This window comes from Bradyrhizobium shewense (assembly GCF_900094605.1).
GTDB lineage: Bacteria > Pseudomonadota > Alphaproteobacteria > Rhizobiales > Xanthobacteraceae > Bradyrhizobium > Bradyrhizobium shewense.
Map to the genome: position 1 here is coordinate 20,789 of NZ_FMAI01000021.1, position 21,343 is coordinate 42,131.

Below are 21,343 nucleotides of genomic sequence, written 5' to 3' on the forward strand. Positions count from 1 at the left end.
GCAAAGGCGACACCATGACGAGCAGTTCAAATACCGAAGAGCCGCTCGTCAGAGAGGGACAGCGCCCGCCGTTTGAGCGTATCGCGCTCCTCCTGCAAGGTGGTGGAGCGCTCGGCGCCTACCAAGCCGGCGTTTATGAAGCTCTGACCGAGGCCAACCTCGACCTCGACTGGGTTGCTGGCATTTCGATTGGTGCAGTGAATGCCGCCTTGATAGCAGGCAATGCTCCCGAAAAACGCGTCGAAAGACTCAGGGAGTTTTGGGAAGCCGTCAGTACGGCGCCGCTAGGTGTTCCCTACCTGAAGTCCATCGAAATCACCAACGAACTCACACGGCGTTTCGTCAATCAGAGCCGCGCACTCGGCATCATGCTTTTTGGCGCACCAAATTTCTTCACGCCCCGCGTCCTGCCGCCATTGTTCTGGTCCGCTGGATCTGCGAGTTCGGTCAGCTACTACGATGTCGCCCCGCTCAAAACCACGCTCGAACGATTGGTAGACTTCGATCGCATCAATTCGGAACGTATGCGGTTTAGCGTCGGCGCCGTAAATGTACGCACAGGCAACTTCCTCTACTTCGACAACAGGACGCATCGCATCTGCCCGGCTCACATCATCGCCAGTGGCTCGCTGCCGCCTGGATTTCCGGCGACCGAGATCGAGGGCGAATACTATTGGGATGGCGGCCTCGTATCCAATACGCCGTTGCAATGGATGTTGGAGAACAGACCTCATGAGGACACGCTTGCCTTTCAGGTCGATTTGTGGAGCGCAGATGGCGAACTCCCAGACAACCTGCAAGAAGCGGAAGTGCGTCAAAAAGAAATCCAATACTCAAGCAGGACTCGCGCAGCGACAAACCAGTTCAAGTATGCGCAGATGCTCCGTAGGGCATTCAGGAAGGTACTTTCACATCTTCCCGATGACCTGCTTACGACGCCCGAGGTCGAAATTCTTGCGCGGGAAGCCGACGAAAAGGTCTACAACATTGTTCATCTCATTTATCATTCCAAGGCATACGAGGGGGCCTCGAAGGATTACGAGTTCTCGCGCAGGACCATGGAAGAACACTGGAAGTCCGGTTACGACGATGCCGTGCGTAGTCTCGGACATCCAGAGGTGTTCCAGCGTCCTGACAACCCGGAGGGTGTTCGAACTTTCGACTACTGCAAAAAAAGATCGGATTGAAGATAGCGGAGTCCGCGAAACGCCGATCGATGACAAAGTACTCGTTCAACGCCCCATCTTTCTGGGCGGAAAGGTTGATTTAGATCATCAATAGAAGCGACTCGAAGCGTCTTGTCTCCTTCAATTGTTGTTCTGCAAGGTTATTCGACCTTGGTTTCAGGAGCGGGTTGGATATGAACGCACAAATCGCTTTTTTGCTCGCGTTCATCTCGGTCGCCTCGTTTCAGGTCGCGATACCGTCCACCGCGCTGGCACAACGTTCCGCCGCGTTGGCAGAACATCCCGTTCTTGAAGCGTGTGCCCCTGACCTAAGGACTTGGTGCAACGGATCCGAGGGCGAAGCCCGTCAAGCCTGCATCGCGACCAATTTCAGAGAGTTCTCTTTGCCCTGCCAACTTACGATCGTAAAGTTCGGTGCCGTCAGTAGGAACTGTCAGGCTGACATCAAAAAGAACTGTGCGAGTGTTTTGCCGGGCCGCGACCGTGTTCAGGCCTGTCTCAAAGATCATTTCACGGATTTGAGCGCGCGATGTAAGGAGACCATGTGGCAAGCGGCCAGGAGGAGAGGTTAAGGGCGGGTTCGCGGCCCAACTCCGGTTAGGCGACTCTTGAGTCTGGGGCTGAGCCAGGGAAGCTGGGGTCGCTGCCAAAGACGTTTTGCGAAGTAGCGAGGCTCCAGCTTTCTGCCTATCCTAGCCTCAAGGTAGACGATGCATAGAAAGCCATCTTTCATTCCCGCGAGCGACTAGACGGCATCGTGCATCATATAATATTCCCATCCGATGTCTGGCGTAGTGTCAGCGCCACAGGCAGGCGGAAAACGCAACGCTCCGATCAGTAGTGGTTGGGGATCGGCTGGCCGGCGCCTAGGCCGTCGGTAACGTTCTTGGGCCGCTGCTGCGCCTTGGGAATCTTCGGCAGGTCTACGTCGACCTTCTTGTATGGGATACTGTCGAGCAGATGCCGGATCAGGTTTAGCCGGGCGCGACGCTTATTGTCGGCGGGAACGATGTACCAAGGAGCCGATGGCGTGTCGGTGGCCTTGATCATACGCTGGTAGGCTGCGGTGTAGTCCCACCAGCGCCGCACCGATTCAGTGTCCATCGGGCTCAGCTTCCAGTGTCTCATCGGGTCCTTGATCCTCGCCTCAAATCGGCGCCGCTGCTCGTCCTGGCTGACATCGAGAAAGTACTTGCGCAGGATGATACCGTTGTTGACGATCATCTCGCGCTCGACCGCGGGGACCATCGTCAAGAACCGCTCGTAATCCTCATCGGTGACGAAGCCCATCACCCGCTCGACCCCGGCCCGGTTGTACCACGAGCGGTCGAAGAGGACGATCTCGCCCGCCGCCGGGAAATGCGCGACGTAGCGCTGAATGAAAACCTGTGTCTTCTCGCGACCCGATGGGACGGGCAGTGCCACGTGGCGGTAGACGCGCGGACTGGTGCGTGCAGTTATCCGGCTGATCACGCCGCCCTTGCCCGCGGTGTCCCGGCCCTCGAAGACCACAATGATGCGTGCCCCCTTGTCTTTGACCCAGGCCTGCAGCCGCGTTAGCTCGACCTGAAGCTTTGCGAGTTCCTTCTCAAATTCCTTGCGGCTCACCTTGCCAGACGCGGCGTGCGCCTCAATTACCTCGTCCTTATTCCGCTTGTCCTTCAACATCCGACACCCTCCCAGCCACTGCTGACAACAAATCGATGGTGATACGCTCGTGCCAGGACGATCCTAATGCCGGACGGGAGCAGAGCGGCGCCTGTTTCCGTTGATCTAGATCAAAGGACGGTGGTCCGCCTGCTCCTTCGACACCAGACGAGAATAGAAGCACAAAGCGGTCCTCAGAAATCGGGAAAACGGCTAGCTCTTGCATCTCCGAATCTCAGACCTGTGGTAGCAGCAGGGAACGAGAGGCGGTCCTCAGCGATTCGTCGAACCTGGAGCTACCTCTATGCTGATGGTCAACGAACGACAGCCGGCGATCCGGACCCTAAGCGGCTGGGCCATATCGGTGCTGCTGGAAGCCGGAGCCGTTCGAGAATGCGAGGAGCATGGGTGGATGCGGGACCGCGCTGATCCTCATGCCAGGGAGCGAGCTCTCGCTATTGCACGGGAGAATCCCCCGCCCGGCGTCACTGCCGTACAGGCAGATGCTGAGATCCGCGACGTGCTTGATTCGTTCGGTGACACATGCCCAGAATGCCCGCCGGAGTGCGGTTAGGCGGCCTCTTCGGCGATCCTGTCCCATCTATTCCGCTCGCGGGCCAGCTCATGCCAGGCCATGGCGACGCGGATCCATTTCTGCCGCTCCGCACCATTGACCGCGACAGCGAGCTTCATTGCCGCTTCGGCTTCTCGTTCGGGATCGAAGTGGTTCTCCATCCTGGGAATGTAGCGGCAGATTGTAAACGATCATGCCGCGAAAGCTCCGTAGGAATCCGGCCCTGCGAAGGGGCTGACCTGAGCGACCACCAATCTGCATAAGTGCGGCCCCGCCTCTGGGAGCTTTTGGCATTTGAGGGCGGAGCCACGCAGGTGCGCGCGACCCGATTGAGCAATCCGGTCGGACAGCAGTCGTTCCTCCTGGCAGGGCAACGAGAACTCGGAAGCACGAATGTTGCAGACTCCCGCTCCGGAAAGCGTATGATCTGTTCTGGGTCAAGGGATGACTGCGTCCATCAACGAGCGGCCGATGTGTCCGGTATGTAAGCACCGGATGGCCTTGGCACGCATCACTCCCGGCAAACGCGGATTCGAGGAGCGAACGTTCGAATGCTCGACGTGCGAACGTATTGAAGTGGTGTCCTTCACCGTGGATCCGATGAAGACAGATGCGGTCGGCTGGCTGGCAGGCGAGTTGAAGCCGCCTCAATGAAGTTCAGTTGCAGATTTGCGTGAGTGGGGTGGTCTGATGGACGAGGACTTCTGCAGAGAGCAGGTACAGCGCATTCAGGCTCTGGCCGAGCGAGCCGATCCTTTCACCAAGCGGCGTCTGCTAGCGCTGGTTAGCCGCTACGACGCGAAAGCGGACAGTTCGTCGAGGGGCTCGAGGATCGGCCAGCCACCGCCTGTGCGCACTGCGCCGCCGGCATCGATCTTCAGGGGGTCGGGCGAGGCATGATGATAGAGCGGCTGCCGGAGTGCCGCCTGAATGTCCGTAAATGGTAATGTATCTATCCCATACGGAAGAGTTACGGAGTATTCGCCCGCTTATTGCGATGCATCACTGAGTTCTTAAGAGCGGTGCGATTTCAGCCGCCTTCTTTTCCAGGTACGAGCCATGGCATGGCGAATAGCCGCCGGGCTCAACACCAACCCATTCCGCTGGCAGGAAGCACGTCAACGGTCCTGATCCTGACCCATATTGTCCTACAGAGTCGATGTCGGCCTGTAGCTCTTGGGCTTGAAAATTCTCAAGTCCGATCTTGATTGCCAGCTGCGCCAACCCCTGATCGGTCATGTCATCGACCCTGGAGGCAGCCGCCTCTTTCAGCTTGATCCCGTTGTTGAGCAGCCGTCCGTTGAGTGCGCCCAACTGATCCGCGTAGAAGCCGCTCGACGCATTGGCGATTGCCAGTGAAGCGACGAATTGCTTGATGCATGCGACCGTAGCAGCGGCGCCCCTTTTGGAACCAAGGTCATCTTTGATGGTGCGAATGCGGAGCTGATCGCTTTTTGACACTGCTCCGGCCTCGGCAACCTGCAATCGGCCTAACACCTTATCTTGGTAGAGTCCCACGACCTCGCGACACTGAGTGAACGCCCTCGCGAAGACCGGCTTCGCCAGGATCGCGGTGTTCATCCACTCGGCAAACTCTACAACTGACCGATCGGGGCCTCCAAAAGAGGGCTGGGTCACAGAAGCCTCGCCTGCGGGGCTGAGACAGAACTCCTTTATCGTCACGAGCTTCGGATCAGACGGGCGAACACCCGCCGCTATGAGTGCTGCGAGATTGGTGCCTTGCTCCTGACGGAGCTGATTATCCACACAGGTTCGTAGCCCCGCCGGCAGCATGCCCCATTCTCTGGTTGCAAGGCTCTGCTGCTGGGCGTGAGCCGATAACGCGCAAAGCAACACCGAGGCAAACGCCAGAACCGAGTAATTTGCTTTCATGTTTTCCTCCAGCCGATCGGCATTTTGACGCTTTAAAGCGGTGGGTCAATAAGCGGCATCCTGCTCACTTTGGCCCATGGATTGGCGCCAGGTTGTTGCAGCTAATTTGCGAAGGATTCGGCGAGAACGAGGCTTCTCGCAGGAAACGCTCGCGTATGAGGCCGACATCAATCGCACCTACATCGGCAAGCTCGAAAAGGGGTCGACCTGGGTAGGCCTGGAGATCCTGGTGAAGCTGTCGACGGTACTCCAGGCAGAACCAGCCGATTTCCTCCAGCGTCCAGCCCGGAAAACGGCGAGGAAATCCTAATCCGCACGGCTCTTCTCCGGTGGACGGCTACGAAGCATCAAAATCAGAACGATCAGGCTGCCCGTAATGAGCTGGAGCACGGTCACGCTGACGGCGATCTGCAGGCTCCCCGCCTTCCTCCAATTGTAGGAAGCGGACCACGTTAACCCGGCGAGGCAAGTCATAGCGGCAGTCCAGAGGAGTGCCTCCCGCCAATCGCAGACTGATCCGGGCGTGTGCAATGAACCGGCGACCAAGGCCAGCACTGCTGCGGCCAGCTCTGACACGAGAATTACGTAGGTGGACGCAAGAGACCAGTAAGCGAGTCCGAGAAGGTGTAGCGACCGTATCGTCAACACAACCCAAGCCAGGAAGGAGAGAGGACCAAAAAGCAAAACAGCACCGCGAACGAACGGACTTGCTGATGTCACCCACGCGGAACCGACGAACGGCGCTACTGCCACGCTGAATGCGAAACAGAGCGCCGCAAGGGTCGGATAGTGCGAGTGAGGTGCAGGCCGTGACATTCGGCCACCGGACGGAGCTAACCCCTGCCCGCCTTCTTGTCCTTCGCCGTCTTAAAGTTCGACCTGACAGCGTTTGCGCAGGCGGCCAGCGCCTCATCCATGCCGCCGGCCACCGCGATCGTTTTGATCTGATCGAGTTGCTCGACGAGATCATCGAACGTCGACGCCTTCAGCGTGCTCTTGCCCTTCTCAAGCTCCAGGGGCTGCTTGCCGTAACGGAGCTGGAAAAAAATAGCTCCGTTTGCGTCCACCCAGAACTGTTCGCGTGAGATGCGCTTCCCTTCACGGAACAAGCCAATCTTGGTGATCTGCTGTTCAATGCTGGACGTGAATTTGTTGCGGCGCTGAAGGACCGGTGTATTCGCGGTCGGCTTCTGAACGGAAACTAGAGAGATCGTCGCTCGTGCCATGATGGGCTCCTCGTTGTTGATGGAGCCGCCGTCTTCTGAATCCGGCACTTGGGCAACAGCGATTTGGGTCAAAAAATTCACCCAGTCACCGAAGGCGTTATCAGCAGAATTTCTAAATACCTCCGTTGGGGCTGGCATCGCGGTCCGCAATCCCAATTCGCAACGAAACGGAGATATTTCCTTCATGACAATAGCGCCACCACTCTGGGACTCAGAGCCTCTTTCCAATACTTCATCTTCCGCCTTCGAGGACGCTCTCAAGGGCAAGCCAGAATATCGCGATCGATACCGGAATGGCTTTCCAACCGATGTGCTCGAATGGTTGAAGCAGAACGAGCCAGCCGATTTCGCCGAGCTGATGGACCTGCGCAAGTCTCTCTATGCGCGTCGGACCACAGGAAAATATCGTATCCGGCTCGGCGGTCTAACCTATATGGGTGAGCAGAAGATGCTGCTGACTGGCCCGGCAAGTGCTGTTCTGATCCTCAGTGATAAGGCTCGCCACTTTCTCCTTCGTACTTTGTGTAGACTTCGCAGAGCTCGTCGCTGGCAACCTATTCGGTATCGACGATGACATCCGAGCAGGCATGTCGGGAGCAATTGGCTCGTCTGATAAACACAATGCCATTCATAGCGCCGGCAGCCGTGACGCTCACAATGAAGAAGCGACACGGCGCACGTTCGGTAGATGACATAGCTGCTTCCGAGAACTTCAAGCATTTCCGCAACAGACTTGAGCATTCGTTACTCGGGAGTGCGGCCAAGCGATATGGCAGACACCTGCTGATGATCGTAGTGCTCGAAACCAGCGCGGACAATCGATTGCACTATCACTGCATCATTGACCGCCCATACCATTGCACTTTCCACCGGTTCATTACCGTAGTGCGTGAAGAATGGGCGAGGACAGATTTCGGGTATCGCCAGGTCGATATCCAAGACGAGCCTGACGAAGGCTGGACAAGTTACCTCCTCAAGCGGCGTCAGAAGCGGTCGCTGCTTGACTCCATAGATTGGGCCAATTGCCAATTGTTTGCTGAGTGAAGTCTCCTCTCAGGCAACCGATCGTTCGTTTGAAGTGCAAAGGCGTCCCCATGTCGGGACGCTTTAATAGCTAACTGTACTCCAATGAAAGTGACGCAGAGTTCGAAGGCACTCGTCGCAGGGCCGGGCTGATCGGTAAGCCAAGTCAATTGAATGTCATCGAGCGTAGCGAGTCTTAGAGATTGAACTATGGTTGGCGGCTGCTAATGAAGCGCCTCCAGATTACTAATGGGAGGCGGCAATTGGCCAAGAAGTCGAAAAGAGTAAAGCGGGTACGAAAGCCTTACTCAACAGCCGATATCAAATTGCTCAAAGATCATTCGAAGTCTCGTACGCCGGTTGCGAAGATATCGAAGCTGATGAAGCGTAGCGAAGGATCTTTGAGGCAGAAGGCATTGACGCTCGGCATCGGTCTAGGGCACCAAAGATAGGCATCAACGGCTACACGCCGGCTGCAAAGAAAGTTTGCGCATCAACGAACCGAGGCCATCCGTTCGGCAGTCTTGGGTCTCAGCAACCTTAGTGGTGGAAAGATCATTCCGGGGTGTGCTTCTGGATCGCTCAGGCTTCAACTTGATGGCACTGGCTCGGGTGTCATGCGGATCGTGCCAGTGGCGAGGAATGAAGTCTGGGGTCTTGGCTTTCGCCAGCTCTTTCGGTTGGGCCTGCACCGGAACTGAAGGCCCGGGAGGAGGTGCGAAGGCAAGTTCGGCCTTGCCGACCGTCGGCTGGACGTCTTGCGCGCTGACTAGCGACAGTCGATCGGCCTTATTGCCGGCTACAACGGGATAGGTGACTGGAGTTATCGGCACCGCAGCAGGCTTAGATGTGGCGGCAGCAATAGCTCCGACTCCCGCAACGCAAATCAATCCAAGTACGACGACCTTAATCACAGCGATGTCCCCACACCGAGGGATCGAGCCTAGAGGATATTGGGCCGGGATTATGACGACTTAATTATTTGGTTAATGCAGCCCGATGACCTCATCAGCAATCGAGAGGAGGTCGGTCGGAAACTGCACGCCTAGCTTAACCGCGGTACGGCCGTGGACTGCATGCTCGCTGGACATACTAAGCAGCTGGGGATTGCCCGGCATCGATCGACCAACAAAATTAGTTGCCTCGGTTACTGTTACAGCTTCTACCGAAAAGGGGGTGCGCCGATGAACAAGAATCAAGACAAATTCTCGATGGCAGAATTTTACGATATTATGGAGTCGATAAAAGAGGGCGTGGAGCAAGGTTACTATTCGGGAGGATTTGATCCGACGATCGATGAAGAGGTCGATCCGGAGCTCTTCAAGCTATTCCAGGAATACTCACTCGATCGTAACAACGTTGTGCACTGGCAGCTTCTGACCCGAGCATTATCAAACTTCATCCGTGTCGGCATCGGTGGCAGGTCATTGGAGTGGACGACGGATCGCAAGAGGCTTCTCATAGAGCGAGCCTATCAACTCAAGAAGCGCGATCCACACGGTATCTCGATCGAAGATATCTGTAAAAAACTAGCCGAAAAGGGTGGCCCCTTTGAAGGTGAGGATCCCACACAAAGTTTGCCGTTTAGGTTTCAGGAAGCGATCAGGCCAATTAGAGCAGCCGTAAAGAATGGCACGGCATCGAAGCGGGATATCGAGATAGTCTCTATGTTCAAGAAGCGTGCCCAAAGAAAAGAGAGGCAGTCGCCGGCCTAAACTTGCGAATTCCTTGTCCGGAGTTGATGCAACTTTCGGCGCGGTTGTCGCCGATGAAGCTCAGTTTGCCCCCCGCTAGCGTTTGAAGACCGCAAGATCGCGGTTCAAGCCAAGTAGGGTCAGCAATCACATGACTGAAGCGTATATTTCGGAAACAGCACTTGCGCCGGTTGCGTCAACCGGTGAGGAAATCACTCAAAGCCGCACCAAGGGATCGAACGACGATCGCAGCTCGTACTTGATCCACGGATCAAGTAGCCATAACGACCCGGTCAACGATCCTATCTGGTACGTCAACCGATTTCGTAAACACCGCGAGCAAAGCGTCCGTGAGGTCGTGAAGAGCACTATTGCCGTGTGTGAAGGGCTCGATGCTATCGGCGAAGATCAGACCGAGTTTCGGCGATTTGTGAAGGCGCTGGCCGATGCGAAGGTCATGTCACAAGCCGAGGCGGCCAAGAAGAAGCGCGCAGATATGTCGACTCTTTCAAAGATCCAGAAGATTTACGAACATCGCGACGTCATCTTGCACCAGAGCGTCGCTGACAAACTCTGCACTGGATACTCCGTTCTTTACGAATTGGGCTTGCTCATTGATCAGCTCATGCCGGAGGGAGACATTACTGAAGAGGTGAAGGGCCAGGTCAGCAAGCTGTTGGGCCTGCATCTCGAAACTCTCGATGGAGATTTGACACGCCGATGGATTAAGGGTGTGCGTGAGAGTGTGGGCCCGATTGCGACTCGGGAGAGAAAGGTGAAATCGGGAGAACCGCCCGATGACAACGAGTCGGCTAAGGCGCCGGACCTTTATGATGAAGAAGATCACCATGATCGCGACTACGGCGACGACACCGTTGATAACGGAGATGCCGACAACGAAGACGACGACAGCTTCCCGGAAACCCTCGACAATGCGGAGGGTGGCAGTACGCTCGATCGGTCCACACGCAATTTCCCTTCCAAGCATTTGGAAGCCAAGGCTGCTGATATTGTAGTCAGTGAAGCTAGCAAGCCGATCACCGCAGCAATGGTTACCGTCCATCCGCTGGACGAGGAAATGGTGGTTCGTGCCTCCCAAACGAGCGAGTGGCAGCGTTTGGCCGATCAGATGGACGAAGACTCGGTCCTTATTGTTTTCAGTCCGCTGCAGATCCTGCTGAACATCGGCCAGGTGATCGAGACGTTCGATGGCTTTCGATGCTCCAACGCCTACCTGCTCGCTGAGCCGCACAAATCTGAGCTAACGAGCTGTAACGTGCTTGCAATCTACGAGCGTGGCGAGGGCGTTTCCATCGATGGCGTCCCGAATTGGAAGGTCAACGAGACTCCAGTGTTGATCATGGAGCAGTTCCTACAAGGCGTGAGCGGCCGGTCCGTATTCTTCTTCGGTGATGCGCCGCCCGTCGGTTGGGAAATTCTGACCATCGACGAAGAGTAATTGAAGCGACGCAATAAGCAGCCCGACTCGTCGGGCTGCTTATTCGAACGCGGCTGCATTTAACTGCCTTTTCCGAGAAGGACGGTAGTGCCCTTCTCTTAAATTCCAAACAGCCGGCGTCGCAACGAGTCCTCGCCTCCGATAACCCTGAGCCATCGGGAATTCAAATGTTTGACGAAGATAAGGTTCGAGAAGAGATCTTACGGCGTACAGCCGAAGCGGAGCTTTTGACTGGCCACTCGTTTTACGGCTTGCGCAAGGCCATTCGTGACGATGGAGCGATCGCGACAGCTCGTCGTCTCATCGATCCAAAGGGCGATACGAAATTCCAAATGGGAATGCGAGAGCTCAAGAAGGCAGGTCTGCTACGGCTTTCAGTCGAGCAGATCATCGTCGATTTCGGTGAGCGTGGCGAGATATTTTCGGTCGATGAGGTCGAGGCAGCCAAAGAGCGCCTTGCGATGGCGGAGCTTGTCCTATGAGCGGACTTGTCCGTAAGCGGAAGAAGAAGCCGGAACGAGAGTTGGCTGCCGACTCAATCATCGATCCCAATCAATTAGAGATGTTCGAAATAGAGGCTGTGAAAAAGGCCTCAAAGAAGGGGGAGACGTTCCTTGAGGCGGCCAGCGAAGTAACAATTCGCGAAATGCCTTATCAGCCGCTTGCAACGTTTGAAATCGATCGCTCTGACATCGAGGTCGGTCACGCCAACAACTATCTGTTGATCGGATTCGACACTGAATATCAGCCGCTCAAGCCAGTGTTTGACAACAGGGACGTCGAGGCCGGCAAGGCACTTTACGAGGTGCTGTCGTATCAATTCCACGCAATACAGTTGAATGGATCGTCATGGAACGGCATGGCAATCCCGAATCCAAATCAGCGCCTGACATTCACGGAGTTTCTCACTTATGCACTCGCCGCAGGTGCGGAGAGGGGTGAGCCGATCCCGAGCGTGATCGTACTGGTCGGACATTACAATCGGGCAGACATCCCGGCTTTCGCCGATCGGGGCCAAGTTTTCGACCGCGTGAAGAACGTCCGGAATTCGCTGGTGACGCAAGCGGTCCCGATCTCGGTCAAGATGTCATTCAAGGATCAACTGGGTCCGGTTGAGTTCAAAGTGTATCTGCGCGATACAATGTTGCTGGCCCCAGCCGGACGAAAAAGTTTGGCATCTCTAGGCGAGCTGGTCGGCATTCCAAAAATGATGCTACACGAAACGCGCGAGGGTGATCTGCGTCTGAAACGGCAGATGAAATTCGTGCGCGCCAACAAGCCGGCGCTGTTCCGCGAATATGCACTGCTCGATGCGAGAATCAGCGCTCAATATTTCCGCGAGGTCACGCGCGTTTATCAGGAGGCGACCGGCGCAAAGTTCGTTCCTTCGCAGCTTTCCAAAATCGGATTGAGGATCCTGCAGGACGAATGGAACTCTCGTACGCCTGTTGTCGATCCAGTGGCAATGGTGGGCCGCGAGACTCAGAGGGAAGTCGTATGGAACAATAAAACAGCTCAATTCAACACGAAGTCATACCATCCCTACATTGAGGAAATTTACTGGTGGGCGGACTTCGTGACCGAGTGTTACCAAGGCGGTCGCAATGAGCAACTGTGGTTTGGGCCGACATTCGAAGATGACTGGTCCGACTACGATCTAAAGAGCGCCTATCCAACGGGAATGGCTACCATCGGCCGGCCAAACTGGAAGGAGCTCTATTACACAGATGATGTATCGCAGTTTACGATCGATACTTTCGGGTTCGCTTGCGTCGATTTCAGATTCCCAGCCGAAACACGATATCCGACGCTGCCGGTCCGGTCAGACAACGGCATAATCTTCCCGTTGGCAGGCAGAAGCTACTGTGCGGCTCCAGAAATTCAGCTGGCTATCAACTTGGGTTGCGATCTTCGTATCCGACAGGGCGTAGTAATCCCACAGGACCTGAGTGACCCGGTTTTCTTGCCATTCATCAAGGAGTCAATCGCACGAAGGAATCATGCGATTTCGCCCATTGAGAAAGAATTCTGGAAAGAAGTGACGAACTCTTGTTATGGAAAGACTGCTCAGGGATTGCGCAAGAAGCGAGTATTCGACCTGCGCACAGGAGAAACCGAGAAGATCGGGCCAAGCGCAATCACCAATCCATTTTTCGCAGCACATATCACATCGTTCGTTCGTGCCGCTGTTGGCGAGATCATGAACGCTCTGCCAGCCGATAAGATGGTGTTCAGTGTTACGACCGATGGCTTGAATACGAATGCGACCGAGGAAGAAATGGCCGTTGCTAAGCGAGGCCCGATCATGCGTCATTATGAACGCACGGTCGTCGCCCTTACTGGTAAGGATGAGGTTCTGACCGAGAAGCATTCAGTGAGGCAGCTGCTCGGCATGCGAACACGAGGTCAAGCAACGATAAAACCCGGCAATGGCGAACAGGAGACGCGCTATGTCCTGGCGAAGGCTGGTGTGCGCCCTCCTATGGAATACCGGGAGATCCACGAGCAAAACGATTATATGCTGAAGTTATTCTTTGGCCGCACGCCTGAAACTATGATTGACATCGAGGTCCACACAACGATGGCCGACATGATAAAACATGGCGCCGACCTTGTCTCAAAACAAAGTAGAAAGCGCGCGTCGCTGGAGTATGATTTCAAGCGATGTCCGAAGGCTATTGCGATGGCAACAGCGGTCTTGCCTAACCTCAGCAAGGCCGAGCATGTGGCATTTAGCACGAAGCCTTGGCGAGACATTTCCGAGTTCAAGATGGTTCGAGCAATGTGGGAGGATTACTGGCGCAGCGGCTCCGGTGTTTGTCTGAAAACAATCGATGTGTTCGCTGACTTTGCCGAGTTCTTTGAAATGATGAAGTCGCTTCCGGGTGGATCAAAGAAGTATTTCAGAAAGCATGACAGACACGGCCTGCAAAGGCTGCGGAGAGATCTTTGTCGTGCCTACAAACATGGCATGGCAGGGTTTCCAAAGGTCGCATCATATACTGCGTCGGAGTTTGCAGACATCCTAAACTCGACAAGTATGGCGAAGCTCGGGGTAAAGACAAAAATCGCTGATGTTGAGAACGGAAAGCGAGCGCCATTCTCGCCTAATTCCACTCCTCCCACAAAAGAGGTGCTGGCGGTGTGTCGAGAGCTTCGGGCCCACTTTCCGGAACTTGACCAGAAGAGTTTGGTGGGATCAATTGCGCCGGATCAAGTCATGCTCTCCCCGGCACTGACTGCGAAGTGCCCCTTCGTGGAGCGGTTGGTTATGCATCAAGAGCCGGTCGGTCCGTAATCGTTTTAATCTATACCCCTACGTGACTCTTACGGAGCTTGGAAGAAATGGTGAGTCTTGGAAGTTAGCCATCGTTGGTAGCGAAGAATCGTATTTGACGAAGAGCACGACCCTTAGCAACTCCTGGTCATCGTCAGTTGCTGGGATATTCGCGACGGTCGGAGGGGTGATAATTAGTGGCTCCAATCCACTGCGACGAAGCGCAGCGCGTAGCGGCCACTTGGTCGCACAGCTCCTACAGCTAAGCGACATCGAGGCATATTCGGGCGGACGACACACCAATTGGACAAAGTCGCGTTTGCGCCGCTGAGACCGGCGTTCCCTGTGGCAGCTCCGTACCTTCCGGCCCGAGCTCGCGAGATGGGTTGGCGGGGAAGTAACTGTCGCAGCTCCCCGTTCCACTGCAGCAGTTGCAGTCCTGCTCATGAATTCAAATTGATTGGCGCCTCAACACATCGCTCCCATATGCGATTAAATTCCATATGGAAAAGATGATAAAAGCCATCAGTATTGTCAGTCGCGTTGAGCAACCAAGCTGGCGTTTGATCTACGTGCGGGCCGCCGGGTAAATAGTATTGTACCCAAAGGGTTGAATTGGTCACGATCAATTTCCAATTCGGCTGACCCTCATAATATCGGCCTTCGATCGAGTGGGCCTGTTTCTTCAAAAATTTCAAGCGACGAACCGATTCTTTGATCGCCTTCTCGTATTCACCGGAAATCATCCCGACAGCAGCGGCGCGCCCTTTCATCTGCTTACTGCCCGGCTTGCACAGAATAACGCGAATATGGCCTCGAAAGTTTTGGAGCGCCTCATGGAGAGGAGAGCCCGGTTTTCCGAACGTGTCGATTCCGTTGGCTCCTAATATGTAGACGAACTTGTTTTCCGCTCTGAGAATGTCCTCACACAGAGATTTCCATGGCGCTCCGTCATCAGCTTGCCGAGCGTGCGGGAACCTTCCTTTGATCCCAGCTTGAGTAACGAGAGCTTCGTTGGCTGCAGCATCCGACAAGATCTCGCCTTGACGATTCAGGATTCGATTTGCGCGAAAGAGGAGGCTCGCCAAAATCAAGCCCGTCACGGTCAACACAATGACCGCGATCGAAATCGCTGGATGATCCTTTATTATTGCGTCATATGGCCGCGAGATCAGCCAATCCCAAAGAAACGATGGAAGGCTTTTCGCCGAATCGAGCAACAGCCCCCCTACTTCTGGCCAAGTCGGGGTGTGATCCAGGTGAAAGTAAGCTTGGAAAATTGAGAGCGCATACGCGCCAAGGGCAGCTAATATAACACCCCAAAGCCAATTCGAGACGGTCGCGCCCGTTTCGGCAACCTTCTCTTTGGCTTTCTCCCTAAATTTGTCGATTAGCCACACTGCACGCCGCCTTTAAGCGGCGTGATTCTCTCCGAGATTGGAGCTGCGCCGAGTCCGAGGTGCGAGAATTGGACGGTCGAGTTTAACGTCTTGATCTTCATAATGGAGCTTGGCTTCCACATAGCGTGAGCCAAGGGTAATCCCGCCGGCCACAGCACCAGCGACGCCGCTAGCGATTCCAGCGACCACTAAAAATTCAATCATTGTCGAATTCCCCCCTGGCGCCGAATCGGTACCATCTTGGGTTGAGACTCCATAGAGTCGATCGATTCGGTAAACAAAGAATTGCGCGGAACTGTGACATATGTGCAACACATCTACAAGCACAATCTAGGGGTTACCTCAACGTAAGTCACGCCCATCCGTTCCGGGTTCAAGGGGGTGCCACGGCGTTATTACTGTCCCGGCCCTGCTCGCGTCGATGCAGAACGTGCAGGCCTCCGAAGAAACTTCCGACGGCGTCAGATTGAGCGTCACAGAACCCGAGATCGAATTGGGACCTTGGAACTTCTTTTTTTCTTTTTTTTTCATTCCGGGTAACGAGGTTACGCTTCAGTAAACGTGTTTCCTCTTCTCCCATAGGGACATTTACTGAGGTTCGGCTGCGCTTCCGAGGCTCAGCTCTGATCGGAGCCGTGAGGATGCTACGGATATCGCGCTTTGTCGGCGGAGCCGCTTACCCCGGCTTAGAATTTCGATCTACACTGGGGGTTAATAGTCTTTACCATCGCGATCGTCGGCCTGCCGGACAAGGCGGTGTCTGAGGCGCGCGAGCGGGTGCGCTCGGCGCTGATCGCCTCTGGCCTGGCGCTGCCGGCGCGGCGGATCATCGTCAATCTGGCGCCGGCCGACTTGCCCAAGGAAGGCAGCCATTACGATTTGCCGATCGCGCTCGGCCTGATGGCGGCGATCGGTGCGATCCCGCCGGATGCGCTGACCGGCTTCACCGTGCTCGGCGAGCTCGGCCTCGACGGCTCGATCGCGCCCGTGGCCGGCGTTCTTCCCGCCGCGTTCGGCGCCAATATGCGCGAGGAAGGGTTGATCTGCCCGGCCTCGTGCGGCTCCGAAGCGGCGTGGGCGAGCCCGGACATCCAGATCATCGCAGCAAGCTCGCTGATCCAGATCGCCAACCACTTCAAGGGCACGCAGGTATTGTCGCGGCCGTCACCGAAGGTGCACGAGCCCGCCGCCTCCACGCTCGACCTGCGCGACATCAAGGGTCAGGAAAGCGCCAAGCGCGCGCTGGAGATCGCCGCCGCCGGCGGGCATCATTTGCTGATGATCGGCGCGCCCGGCGCCGGCAAGTCGATGCTGGCGGCACGCCTGCCCTCGATCCTGCCGCCGCTGTCACCGAGCGAACTGCTCGAGGTCTCGATGATCGCCTCCGTCGCCGGCGAGATCGAGGGCGGCGCGCTGACGGCGCGGCGGCCGTTCCGCTCGCCGCATCATTCCGCCAGCATGGCCGCGCTCACCGGCGGCGGCATGCGCGCAAAACCCGGCGAGATCTCGCTGGCGCATCAGGGCGTGCTGTTCCTCGACGAATTGCCGGAGTTCGATCCGCGCGTGCTGGATTCGCTGCGGCAGCCTCTGGAGAACGGCGAGGTCGCGGTGTCGCGCGCCAATCATCGCGTCACCTACCCTGCCCGCTTCATGCTGGTCGCGGCGATGAATCCGTGCCGCTGCGGCAACGCGTTCGAGCCCGGCTATGCCTGCAAGCGCGGCCGCGTCGACCGCTGCACCGGCGACTACCAGGCGCGCATCTCCGGCCCGCTGATGGACCGCATCGACCTGCGCATCGAGGTGCCCGCCGTAACCGCGGCCGATCTGATCCTGCCACCACCGGCAGAAGGCTCCGCCGAGGTCGCCGCCCGCGTGGCGGCGGCGCGCGACATCCAGCTCGCGCGTTATGCCGATGCCGGCCGGCCCCATGTCCGCACCAATGCCGAGGCTCCTGCCTCCGTGCTGGAGGAGATCGCAAAGCCGGACGCGCAGGGCCAGAAGCTGCTGCGCGACGCCGCCGAGACCATGCGGCTGTCGGCGCGCGGCTATCACCGCGTGCTGCGGGTGGCGCGCACGCTGGCCGACCTCGATCGCGCCGACAAGATCGGCCGGCTGCATCTCGCCGAAGCGCTGTCCTACCGCGCACTCGCGGAGGATGTGCGGCAGATGGCTTGATCATTCCGCGCATCAACCCGGCGGTAACGAGTTTCCTTTACGCTCTGCAAACCATAAGGCCCAATGAGTTCCCGGGGCCCCCGGCGAGTAGAGTGTCATGTTGCGTTTCAAGATCCTGGCCTCGGTTGTTCCCTTGTTGGCGGCTGCGGTGTTCGCCCGCGCGGAGATCGGTTCGGTCTCGCATCCCTGCATCGCTCTCGGCGAAACCTCGGTCGAGCTCACCTCCCTGTTCTGGACCGCCGGCGTCCATGTCGCCTTCACCGAAGATCCCGCCCGGGCCACGGTGCGGGTTCAGATCACCGACGATGCTGATACGGCGGACTTCGCCGTGGTCGACGACGGTCTCGATTCCGAGTCGGATTCCTGCCAGGCCAACCCCTCGACGCGCCTCGTCTCGATTGCCGCTCAGCCCGTTGATGGCGGCCAGGTGATCTATCTCTCTACCGAAGGGCCGGCGGATTACCGCATCTATGTGCGCTCGAAATCGTTCTCGCAGCGCGAGGCCGCGGCGCTGATCGTCGGCGCCCATGGCGGCCATCGCCCGCTCCAGCTCCAGGCCGCCTCGCTCTGAAGCGTTAACACCTCGTCAACCCTGTTTGGAGGCAACGCCAAAGCCTCAAGCTGTTCGCAAGGTCGGCGCGACATCGTCGCAGACGGCGGGTGGCGGGATTTCGAAAAAGAGTCGGGGTCGGTGACGATGGGTCGGACGTTCCGGATCAAGGTGCGCATGCGCCGTTTCAGGCGACAGCATCCCCGCATCGCCTTCGCGATCCGCTCCTTCATAATCTTCTCGGCGACCTTCGGCGGCGCCTATGGTTTCGTGTCCGGCAGCCGGTCCGAGAACTCCGGCTACGATCCCCACACCTTTGCGATCGGCGCGAGCTTCCTGTTCGCGCTCGCCTGCCTCGGCCTTGCAACGCTGAGCATGCGCCTGCGTTTCGTGAACAAGCGGCTGCGTACCCTCGCCGCCCACAACGAGGCGCTGATCGACCGCAATTGGGAGCTGAAGGAGGCGGAAGAACGCGCCCGCAGCCTGTTCGAGCAGCAGGGTGACCTCATCGTGCTGCGCGCTACCGATGGCCGCATCACCTTCGCCAACGAAGCCTATTGCGCGCTCGCAGGACAGGCGCGCAGCGCGCTGGTCGGCACGCGTTTCGATTTCGACGTGCTGGAGCAGGGCGACAGCGCCCGCGAGAGCAGCGGCACACGCATGCACGACCAGAAGATCGCAACCCCGCTTGGCGCGCGCTGGATCGCCTGGCGCGAAGGCTATGTCCGCCTCGATGCCGGACAGCCCGCCGAATTGCAGAGCGTGGGACGCGACGTCACCGACCGCACCGAGACCGAACGCGCTCTGTCCGGCGCGCGCGACCAGGCCGACGCCGCCAACCGTGCCAAATCGCGCTTCCTCGCGATGGCCTCGCACGAAATCCGCACCCCCCTGAACGGCATCATCGGCATGGGGAGCCTCCTGCTCGACACCACGCTGACCCCGGAGCAGGCGACCTATGCCAAAGCGGTGAAAACCTCGGGCGAAGCCTTGATGGCGCTGATCGAGGAACTGCTCGACTATTCCAAGATCGAGGCCGGCAAGCTTGATCTCGAACAACGTCCCTTCGCACTCTCGACCCTGGTCGAGGAAATCACCGAGCTGCTCGCACCGCGCGCACAGGCCAAGTCGCTCGAGATCGCGGCCTATGTCGACGAGCGCCTGCCGCTGGAGGTGGTCGGCGATGCCGCGCGACTGCGCCAGGTGCTGCTCAACCTCGCCGGCAACGCTATCAAGTTCACCGCGAGCGGTGGCGTCGCGCTGATCGTCGAGCCCGGCATCTGGCCGAACGAGATCAGCTTCCTGGTCCGCGACACCGGCATCGGCATTGCGCCGGAGGCGCAGCAGCGCATCTTCCGCGAATTCGAGCAGGCCGACGAGCGCGTCGCCCGCACCTATGGCGGCACCGGGCTTGGCCTTGCCATCAGCGAGCGCATCGTCAAGCGCATGGGCGGCCGGATCACGCTCGCGAGCGAGCCGGGCCAAGGCTCGACCTTCGAGATTGCGGTGCCGCTTCCGCCGTCGCAAGCCAGCGCGGGACAGACGGCCTTCCCGAGCCCAGACCTCACCGGCAAGTCGATGCTCCTCGTCGCCGACGGCATCGAGGCCTCGCTGATCGCACGGCGCCTCGAGCGCTGGGGTGGCCAGACCTGCATGGTTGCGGATGCCGCGGTCGCCGAAGCGCTGCTGCCGGAACGCTCATGGCACGCGGTGCTGATCGATCGTGCGATCGGCCCTGCCATAGCCGACCAGCTGGGCGAAATGGCCCGCACACATGCCCTGCAGCGCCTCGTGCTGCTGACCTCCAGCTCGCGCCACGAAAAGCTGTCGCCGGCCTTCACCGGTTTTCTGGTGAAGCCGCTGCGGGCGGCTTCGCTCGCCGCGCGCCTTGCGATGACGCCGGAGGTGGCCTCGCCCGATCTGGCGCCGGAAACTCCGGCGGAAGCTGCCGGCGCGACACCGGCCAAAGGAGCGACCAAAGGCCTGTCGATCCTCGTCGCCGAGGACAACGAGATCAACGCGCTGTTGATGCGCTCGCTGCTGACGAAGCTCGGCCATCGCGTCGTCATCGCCGTCCATGGCGAGGCTGCGCTGGAGTCCTGGCTCGCCGCTTCATCGGCCGGCACGCCCTATGATCTCGTGCTGATGGACATCCAGATGCCGCAGCTCGACGGCATCGAGGCGACGAAGCGAATCCGCACGCATGAGGCGGCGACGGGCGGCCACCACACGCCGATCCTAGCGCTCACCGCCAATACGCTGGTGGAGGATCGCTATGCCTGCTTCGAGGCGGGCATGAACGGATTCCTGATCAAGCCGCTCGATCGCGACAAGCTGGGCGAAGCGCTGGCAGGGCTTGCGGCGTCACGGCGGCTGGCCGTCTGACCCGAAGACCTCACGGGAACCTCATCCCATCAGGCAATCCATAATTGAAATCGACCGCGTTGCGCGTCACCATCCTCCGGGGGCATTGCAGGAGGGTTTCGCGCATGAACGTGCTTTGCCGCCTCGTATTCATTGTCTTTCTCGCTGGATTTTCCCGACACGCCGCGGCCGATACGCCGGAGCTCATCGCCTCGCTCAAGCAAGGCGGCTACGTGCTGATCTTTCGGCACACCGCCACCGACGACAGCCAAAAGGACGTCTACCCCTTCAAGTTCGACGACATGAGCGCCCAGCGTCAGCTCAGCGAAAAGGGCAGGGACATGGCGCGCCAGATCGGGGCGGCGATTAAGGACCTCGCGATCCCGATCGGCGATGTCTACACCAGCCGGCTCAACCGTGCGATCGAGGCCGGCATGCTGATCTCCGGCGGCGAGGTCAAGCCGGTCGACGCGTTGACGGACAGCAGCAACGCCAGCGCATCGGGAATGGCAAACCCGACCGGCGCCAATGCAAAGGCCGGGCAGGCGGTGCGCCAGCTCGTCGACGCGCCGCCGAAAGCTGGTACCAACAATTTCCTGGTCACCCACAAGACGAACATCGCCGATGCCTTCGGCAAGGAGGCCGGTGACGTCGGGGAAGGCGAGGCCTTCGTTTACAAGGCCGGCAGCTCCGGCCCGGCCACCTTTGCCGGACGCATCAAGCCTGCAGATTGGAGCGCCAAAGCCGGCAAGTGAAGCGCCTGCATTCGGCCCTGATCGCTGGTGTGATGGAGGGGCCGGATTTCCCCGGCCTCTCGACGAGCCGGCTCACGTGGAGGGTATCCGGCCAATGTCTCGGCAACTGAGATATGCCG

General features: G+C 58.1%; 20 protein-coding genes and 1 pseudogene. 16 read left to right on the forward strand and 5 right to left on the reverse strand.

Going from position 1 to position 21,343, the window contains the following annotated elements:
- Positions 1 to 14: 14 nt before the first annotated feature.
- On the forward strand, positions 15 to 1,187 hold the full coding sequence (locus tag GA0061098_RS31260) for a patatin-like phospholipase family protein (RefSeq protein ID WP_091965328.1): 1,173 nt from the start codon (positions 15 to 17) through the stop codon (positions 1,185 to 1,187).
- 173 nt (positions 1,188 to 1,360) lie between these two features.
- A complete protein-coding gene (locus GA0061098_RS47505) occupies positions 1,361 to 1,759 on the forward strand; it encodes a hypothetical protein (protein ID WP_091965329.1) in 399 nt (132 codons plus the stop codon).
- Between the two features lie 262 nt (positions 1,760 to 2,021).
- Here the strand turns inward: GA0061098_RS47505 and ppk2 are convergent, their stop codons facing one another.
- Positions 2,022 to 2,855, reverse strand: coding sequence for a polyphosphate kinase 2 (gene ppk2, locus GA0061098_RS31270; protein ID WP_091965330.1), 834 nt, complete (start codon positions 2,853 to 2,855; stop codon positions 2,022 to 2,024).
- 283 nt (positions 2,856 to 3,138) lie between these two features.
- Between ppk2 and GA0061098_RS46350 the strand changes: the two genes are divergently transcribed.
- Entirely contained in the window at positions 3,139 to 3,408 is a 270-nt protein-coding gene (locus GA0061098_RS46350; RefSeq protein ID WP_091965331.1) for a hypothetical protein, read from the forward strand.
- On the opposite strand, the gene GA0061098_RS47035 is transcribed toward GA0061098_RS46350, so the two are convergent.
- A complete protein-coding gene (locus tag GA0061098_RS47035; protein WP_283808013.1) occupies positions 3,405 to 3,527 on the reverse strand; it encodes a hypothetical protein in 123 nt (40 codons plus the stop codon). The two genes, GA0061098_RS46350 and GA0061098_RS47035, sit on opposite strands and share 4 nt — an antisense overlap.
- A 325-nt stretch (positions 3,528 to 3,852) precedes the next feature.
- Between GA0061098_RS47035 and GA0061098_RS31280 the strand changes: the two genes are divergently transcribed.
- Positions 3,853 to 4,062, forward strand: a complete 210-nt coding sequence (locus GA0061098_RS31280; protein WP_091965332.1) for a response regulator — start codon at positions 3,853 to 3,855, stop codon at positions 4,060 to 4,062.
- A gap of 348 nt (positions 4,063 to 4,410) precedes the next feature.
- Here GA0061098_RS31280 and GA0061098_RS31290 read toward each other — a convergent pair whose 3' ends face one another.
- Positions 4,411 to 5,301 (reverse strand): hypothetical protein, encoded by an 891-nt coding sequence (locus GA0061098_RS31290; RefSeq protein WP_091965334.1) that lies wholly within the window; start codon positions 5,299 to 5,301, stop codon positions 4,411 to 4,413.
- Between the two features lie 76 nt (positions 5,302 to 5,377).
- Here GA0061098_RS31290 and GA0061098_RS31295 point away from each other — a divergent pair, with 76 nt between their 5' ends.
- A complete protein-coding gene (locus tag GA0061098_RS31295; RefSeq protein ID WP_091965335.1) occupies positions 5,378 to 5,611 on the forward strand; it encodes a helix-turn-helix domain-containing protein in 234 nt (77 codons plus the stop codon).
- Between the two features lie 523 nt (positions 5,612 to 6,134).
- On the opposite strand, the gene GA0061098_RS31305 is transcribed toward GA0061098_RS31295, so the two are convergent.
- Positions 6,135 to 6,527 carry a hypothetical protein gene (locus tag GA0061098_RS31305; RefSeq protein ID WP_091965413.1) on the reverse strand — a complete coding sequence of 131 codons (393 nt, stop codon included), beginning with the start codon at positions 6,525 to 6,527 and terminating at the stop codon, positions 6,135 to 6,137.
- On the opposite strand from GA0061098_RS31305, the gene GA0061098_RS44170 reads away from it, so the two are divergent.
- From GA0061098_RS44170 to GA0061098_RS31340, 7 genes are all read left to right on the forward strand, one after another.
- The gene (locus tag GA0061098_RS44170) at positions 6,526 to 7,101 is read left to right on the forward strand and encodes a hypothetical protein (RefSeq protein ID WP_129590996.1); all 576 of its coding nucleotides are present in this window, start codon (positions 6,526 to 6,528) and stop codon (positions 7,099 to 7,101) included. The genes GA0061098_RS31305 and GA0061098_RS44170 overlap by 2 nt on opposite strands.
- Before the next feature lie 47 nt (positions 7,102 to 7,148).
- Positions 7,149 to 7,571, forward strand: coding sequence for a rolling circle replication-associated protein (locus tag GA0061098_RS31310; RefSeq protein WP_091965337.1), 423 nt, complete (start codon positions 7,149 to 7,151; stop codon positions 7,569 to 7,571).
- Positions 7,572 to 7,777: 206 nt separating this feature from the next.
- The gene (locus GA0061098_RS46355) at positions 7,778 to 8,002 is read left to right on the forward strand and encodes a hypothetical protein (RefSeq protein ID WP_430649282.1); all 225 of its coding nucleotides are present in this window, start codon (positions 7,778 to 7,780) and stop codon (positions 8,000 to 8,002) included.
- A gap of 732 nt (positions 8,003 to 8,734) precedes the next feature.
- Positions 8,735 to 9,265, forward strand: coding sequence for a hypothetical protein (locus tag GA0061098_RS31325; RefSeq protein ID WP_091965339.1), 531 nt, complete (start codon positions 8,735 to 8,737; stop codon positions 9,263 to 9,265).
- Positions 9,266 to 9,395: 130 nt separating this feature from the next.
- Entirely contained in the window at positions 9,396 to 10,703 is a 1,308-nt protein-coding gene (locus tag GA0061098_RS31330; protein WP_091965340.1) for a hypothetical protein, read from the forward strand.
- A 167-nt stretch (positions 10,704 to 10,870) separates the two neighbouring features.
- Positions 10,871 to 11,185, forward strand: coding sequence for a hypothetical protein (locus tag GA0061098_RS31335; protein ID WP_091965341.1), 315 nt, complete (start codon positions 10,871 to 10,873; stop codon positions 11,183 to 11,185).
- Positions 11,182 to 14,001 (forward strand): DNA polymerase, encoded by a 2,820-nt coding sequence (locus GA0061098_RS31340; protein WP_091965342.1) that lies wholly within the window; start codon positions 11,182 to 11,184, stop codon positions 13,999 to 14,001. The genes GA0061098_RS31335 and GA0061098_RS31340 overlap by 4 nt, the downstream gene beginning before the upstream one ends.
- Positions 14,002 to 14,423: 422 nt before the next feature.
- On the opposite strand, the gene GA0061098_RS31345 is transcribed toward GA0061098_RS31340, so the two are convergent.
- Complete coding sequence (locus GA0061098_RS31345; RefSeq protein ID WP_091965343.1) at positions 14,424 to 15,380, reverse strand: hypothetical protein; 957 nt, start codon at positions 15,378 to 15,380, stop codon at positions 14,424 to 14,426.
- A gap of 729 nt (positions 15,381 to 16,109) precedes the next feature.
- Here GA0061098_RS31345 and GA0061098_RS31350 point away from each other — a divergent pair.
- The 4 genes and pseudogenes from GA0061098_RS31350 to GA0061098_RS31365 all read left to right on the forward strand — a co-directional run.
- Positions 16,110 to 17,555: pseudogene (locus tag GA0061098_RS31350) on the forward strand (YifB family Mg chelatase-like AAA ATPase); the annotation flags it as partial.
- Between the two features lie 97 nt (positions 17,556 to 17,652).
- Positions 17,653 to 18,126, forward strand: coding sequence for a hypothetical protein (locus GA0061098_RS31355; protein WP_091965344.1), 474 nt, complete (start codon positions 17,653 to 17,655; stop codon positions 18,124 to 18,126).
- A 126-nt stretch (positions 18,127 to 18,252) separates the two neighbouring features.
- On the forward strand, positions 18,253 to 20,490 hold the full coding sequence (locus GA0061098_RS31360; RefSeq protein ID WP_165637717.1) for a PAS domain-containing hybrid sensor histidine kinase/response regulator: 2,238 nt from the start codon (positions 18,253 to 18,255) through the stop codon (positions 20,488 to 20,490).
- A gap of 104 nt (positions 20,491 to 20,594) precedes the next feature.
- Positions 20,595 to 21,224, forward strand: a complete 630-nt coding sequence (locus GA0061098_RS31365; protein WP_091965346.1) for a histidine phosphatase family protein — start codon at positions 20,595 to 20,597, stop codon at positions 21,222 to 21,224.
- Positions 21,225 to 21,343: the final 119 nt, after the last annotated feature.

Excerpts from the sequence above, each read along its gene's own strand:
- GA0061098_RS31260 (WP_091965328.1), top strand. The coding sequence starts at position 15 with ATGACGAGCAGTTCAAATACCGAAGAGCCGCTCGTCAGAGAGGGACAG.
- GA0061098_RS47505 (WP_091965329.1), top strand. The coding sequence starts at position 1,361 with ATGAACGCACAAATCGCTTTTTTGCTCGCGTTCATCTCGGTCGCCTCG.
- ppk2 (WP_091965330.1), bottom strand. The coding sequence starts at position 2,855 with ATGTTGAAGGACAAGCGGAATAAGGACGAGGTAATTGAGGCGCACGCC.
- GA0061098_RS46350 (WP_091965331.1), top strand. The coding sequence starts at position 3,139 with ATGCTGATGGTCAACGAACGACAGCCGGCGATCCGGACCCTAAGCGGC.
- GA0061098_RS47035 (WP_283808013.1), bottom strand. The coding sequence starts at position 3,527 with ATGAAGCTCGCTGTCGCGGTCAATGGTGCGGAGCGGCAGAAATGGATC.
- GA0061098_RS31280 (WP_091965332.1), top strand. The coding sequence starts at position 3,853 with ATGACTGCGTCCATCAACGAGCGGCCGATGTGTCCGGTATGTAAGCAC.
- GA0061098_RS31290 (WP_091965334.1), bottom strand. The coding sequence starts at position 5,301 with ATGAAAGCAAATTACTCGGTTCTGGCGTTTGCCTCGGTGTTGCTTTGC.
- GA0061098_RS31295 (WP_091965335.1), top strand. The coding sequence starts at position 5,378 with ATGGATTGGCGCCAGGTTGTTGCAGCTAATTTGCGAAGGATTCGGCGA.
- GA0061098_RS44170 (WP_129590996.1), top strand. The coding sequence starts at position 6,526 with ATGATGGGCTCCTCGTTGTTGATGGAGCCGCCGTCTTCTGAATCCGGC.
- GA0061098_RS31305 (WP_091965413.1), bottom strand. The coding sequence starts at position 6,527 with ATGGCACGAGCGACGATCTCTCTAGTTTCCGTTCAGAAGCCGACCGCG.
- GA0061098_RS31310 (WP_091965337.1), top strand. The coding sequence starts at position 7,149 with ATGCCATTCATAGCGCCGGCAGCCGTGACGCTCACAATGAAGAAGCGA.
- GA0061098_RS46355 (WP_430649282.1), top strand. The coding sequence starts at position 7,778 with ATGAAGCGCCTCCAGATTACTAATGGGAGGCGGCAATTGGCCAAGAAG.
- GA0061098_RS31325 (WP_091965339.1), top strand. The coding sequence starts at position 8,735 with ATGAACAAGAATCAAGACAAATTCTCGATGGCAGAATTTTACGATATT.
- GA0061098_RS31330 (WP_091965340.1), top strand. The coding sequence starts at position 9,396 with ATGACTGAAGCGTATATTTCGGAAACAGCACTTGCGCCGGTTGCGTCA.
- GA0061098_RS31335 (WP_091965341.1), top strand. The coding sequence starts at position 10,871 with ATGTTTGACGAAGATAAGGTTCGAGAAGAGATCTTACGGCGTACAGCC.
- GA0061098_RS31340 (WP_091965342.1), top strand. The coding sequence starts at position 11,182 with ATGAGCGGACTTGTCCGTAAGCGGAAGAAGAAGCCGGAACGAGAGTTG.
- GA0061098_RS31355 (WP_091965344.1), top strand. The coding sequence starts at position 17,653 with ATGTTGCGTTTCAAGATCCTGGCCTCGGTTGTTCCCTTGTTGGCGGCT.
- GA0061098_RS31360 (WP_165637717.1), top strand. The coding sequence starts at position 18,253 with ATGGGTCGGACGTTCCGGATCAAGGTGCGCATGCGCCGTTTCAGGCGA.
- GA0061098_RS31365 (WP_091965346.1), top strand. The coding sequence starts at position 20,595 with ATGAACGTGCTTTGCCGCCTCGTATTCATTGTCTTTCTCGCTGGATTT.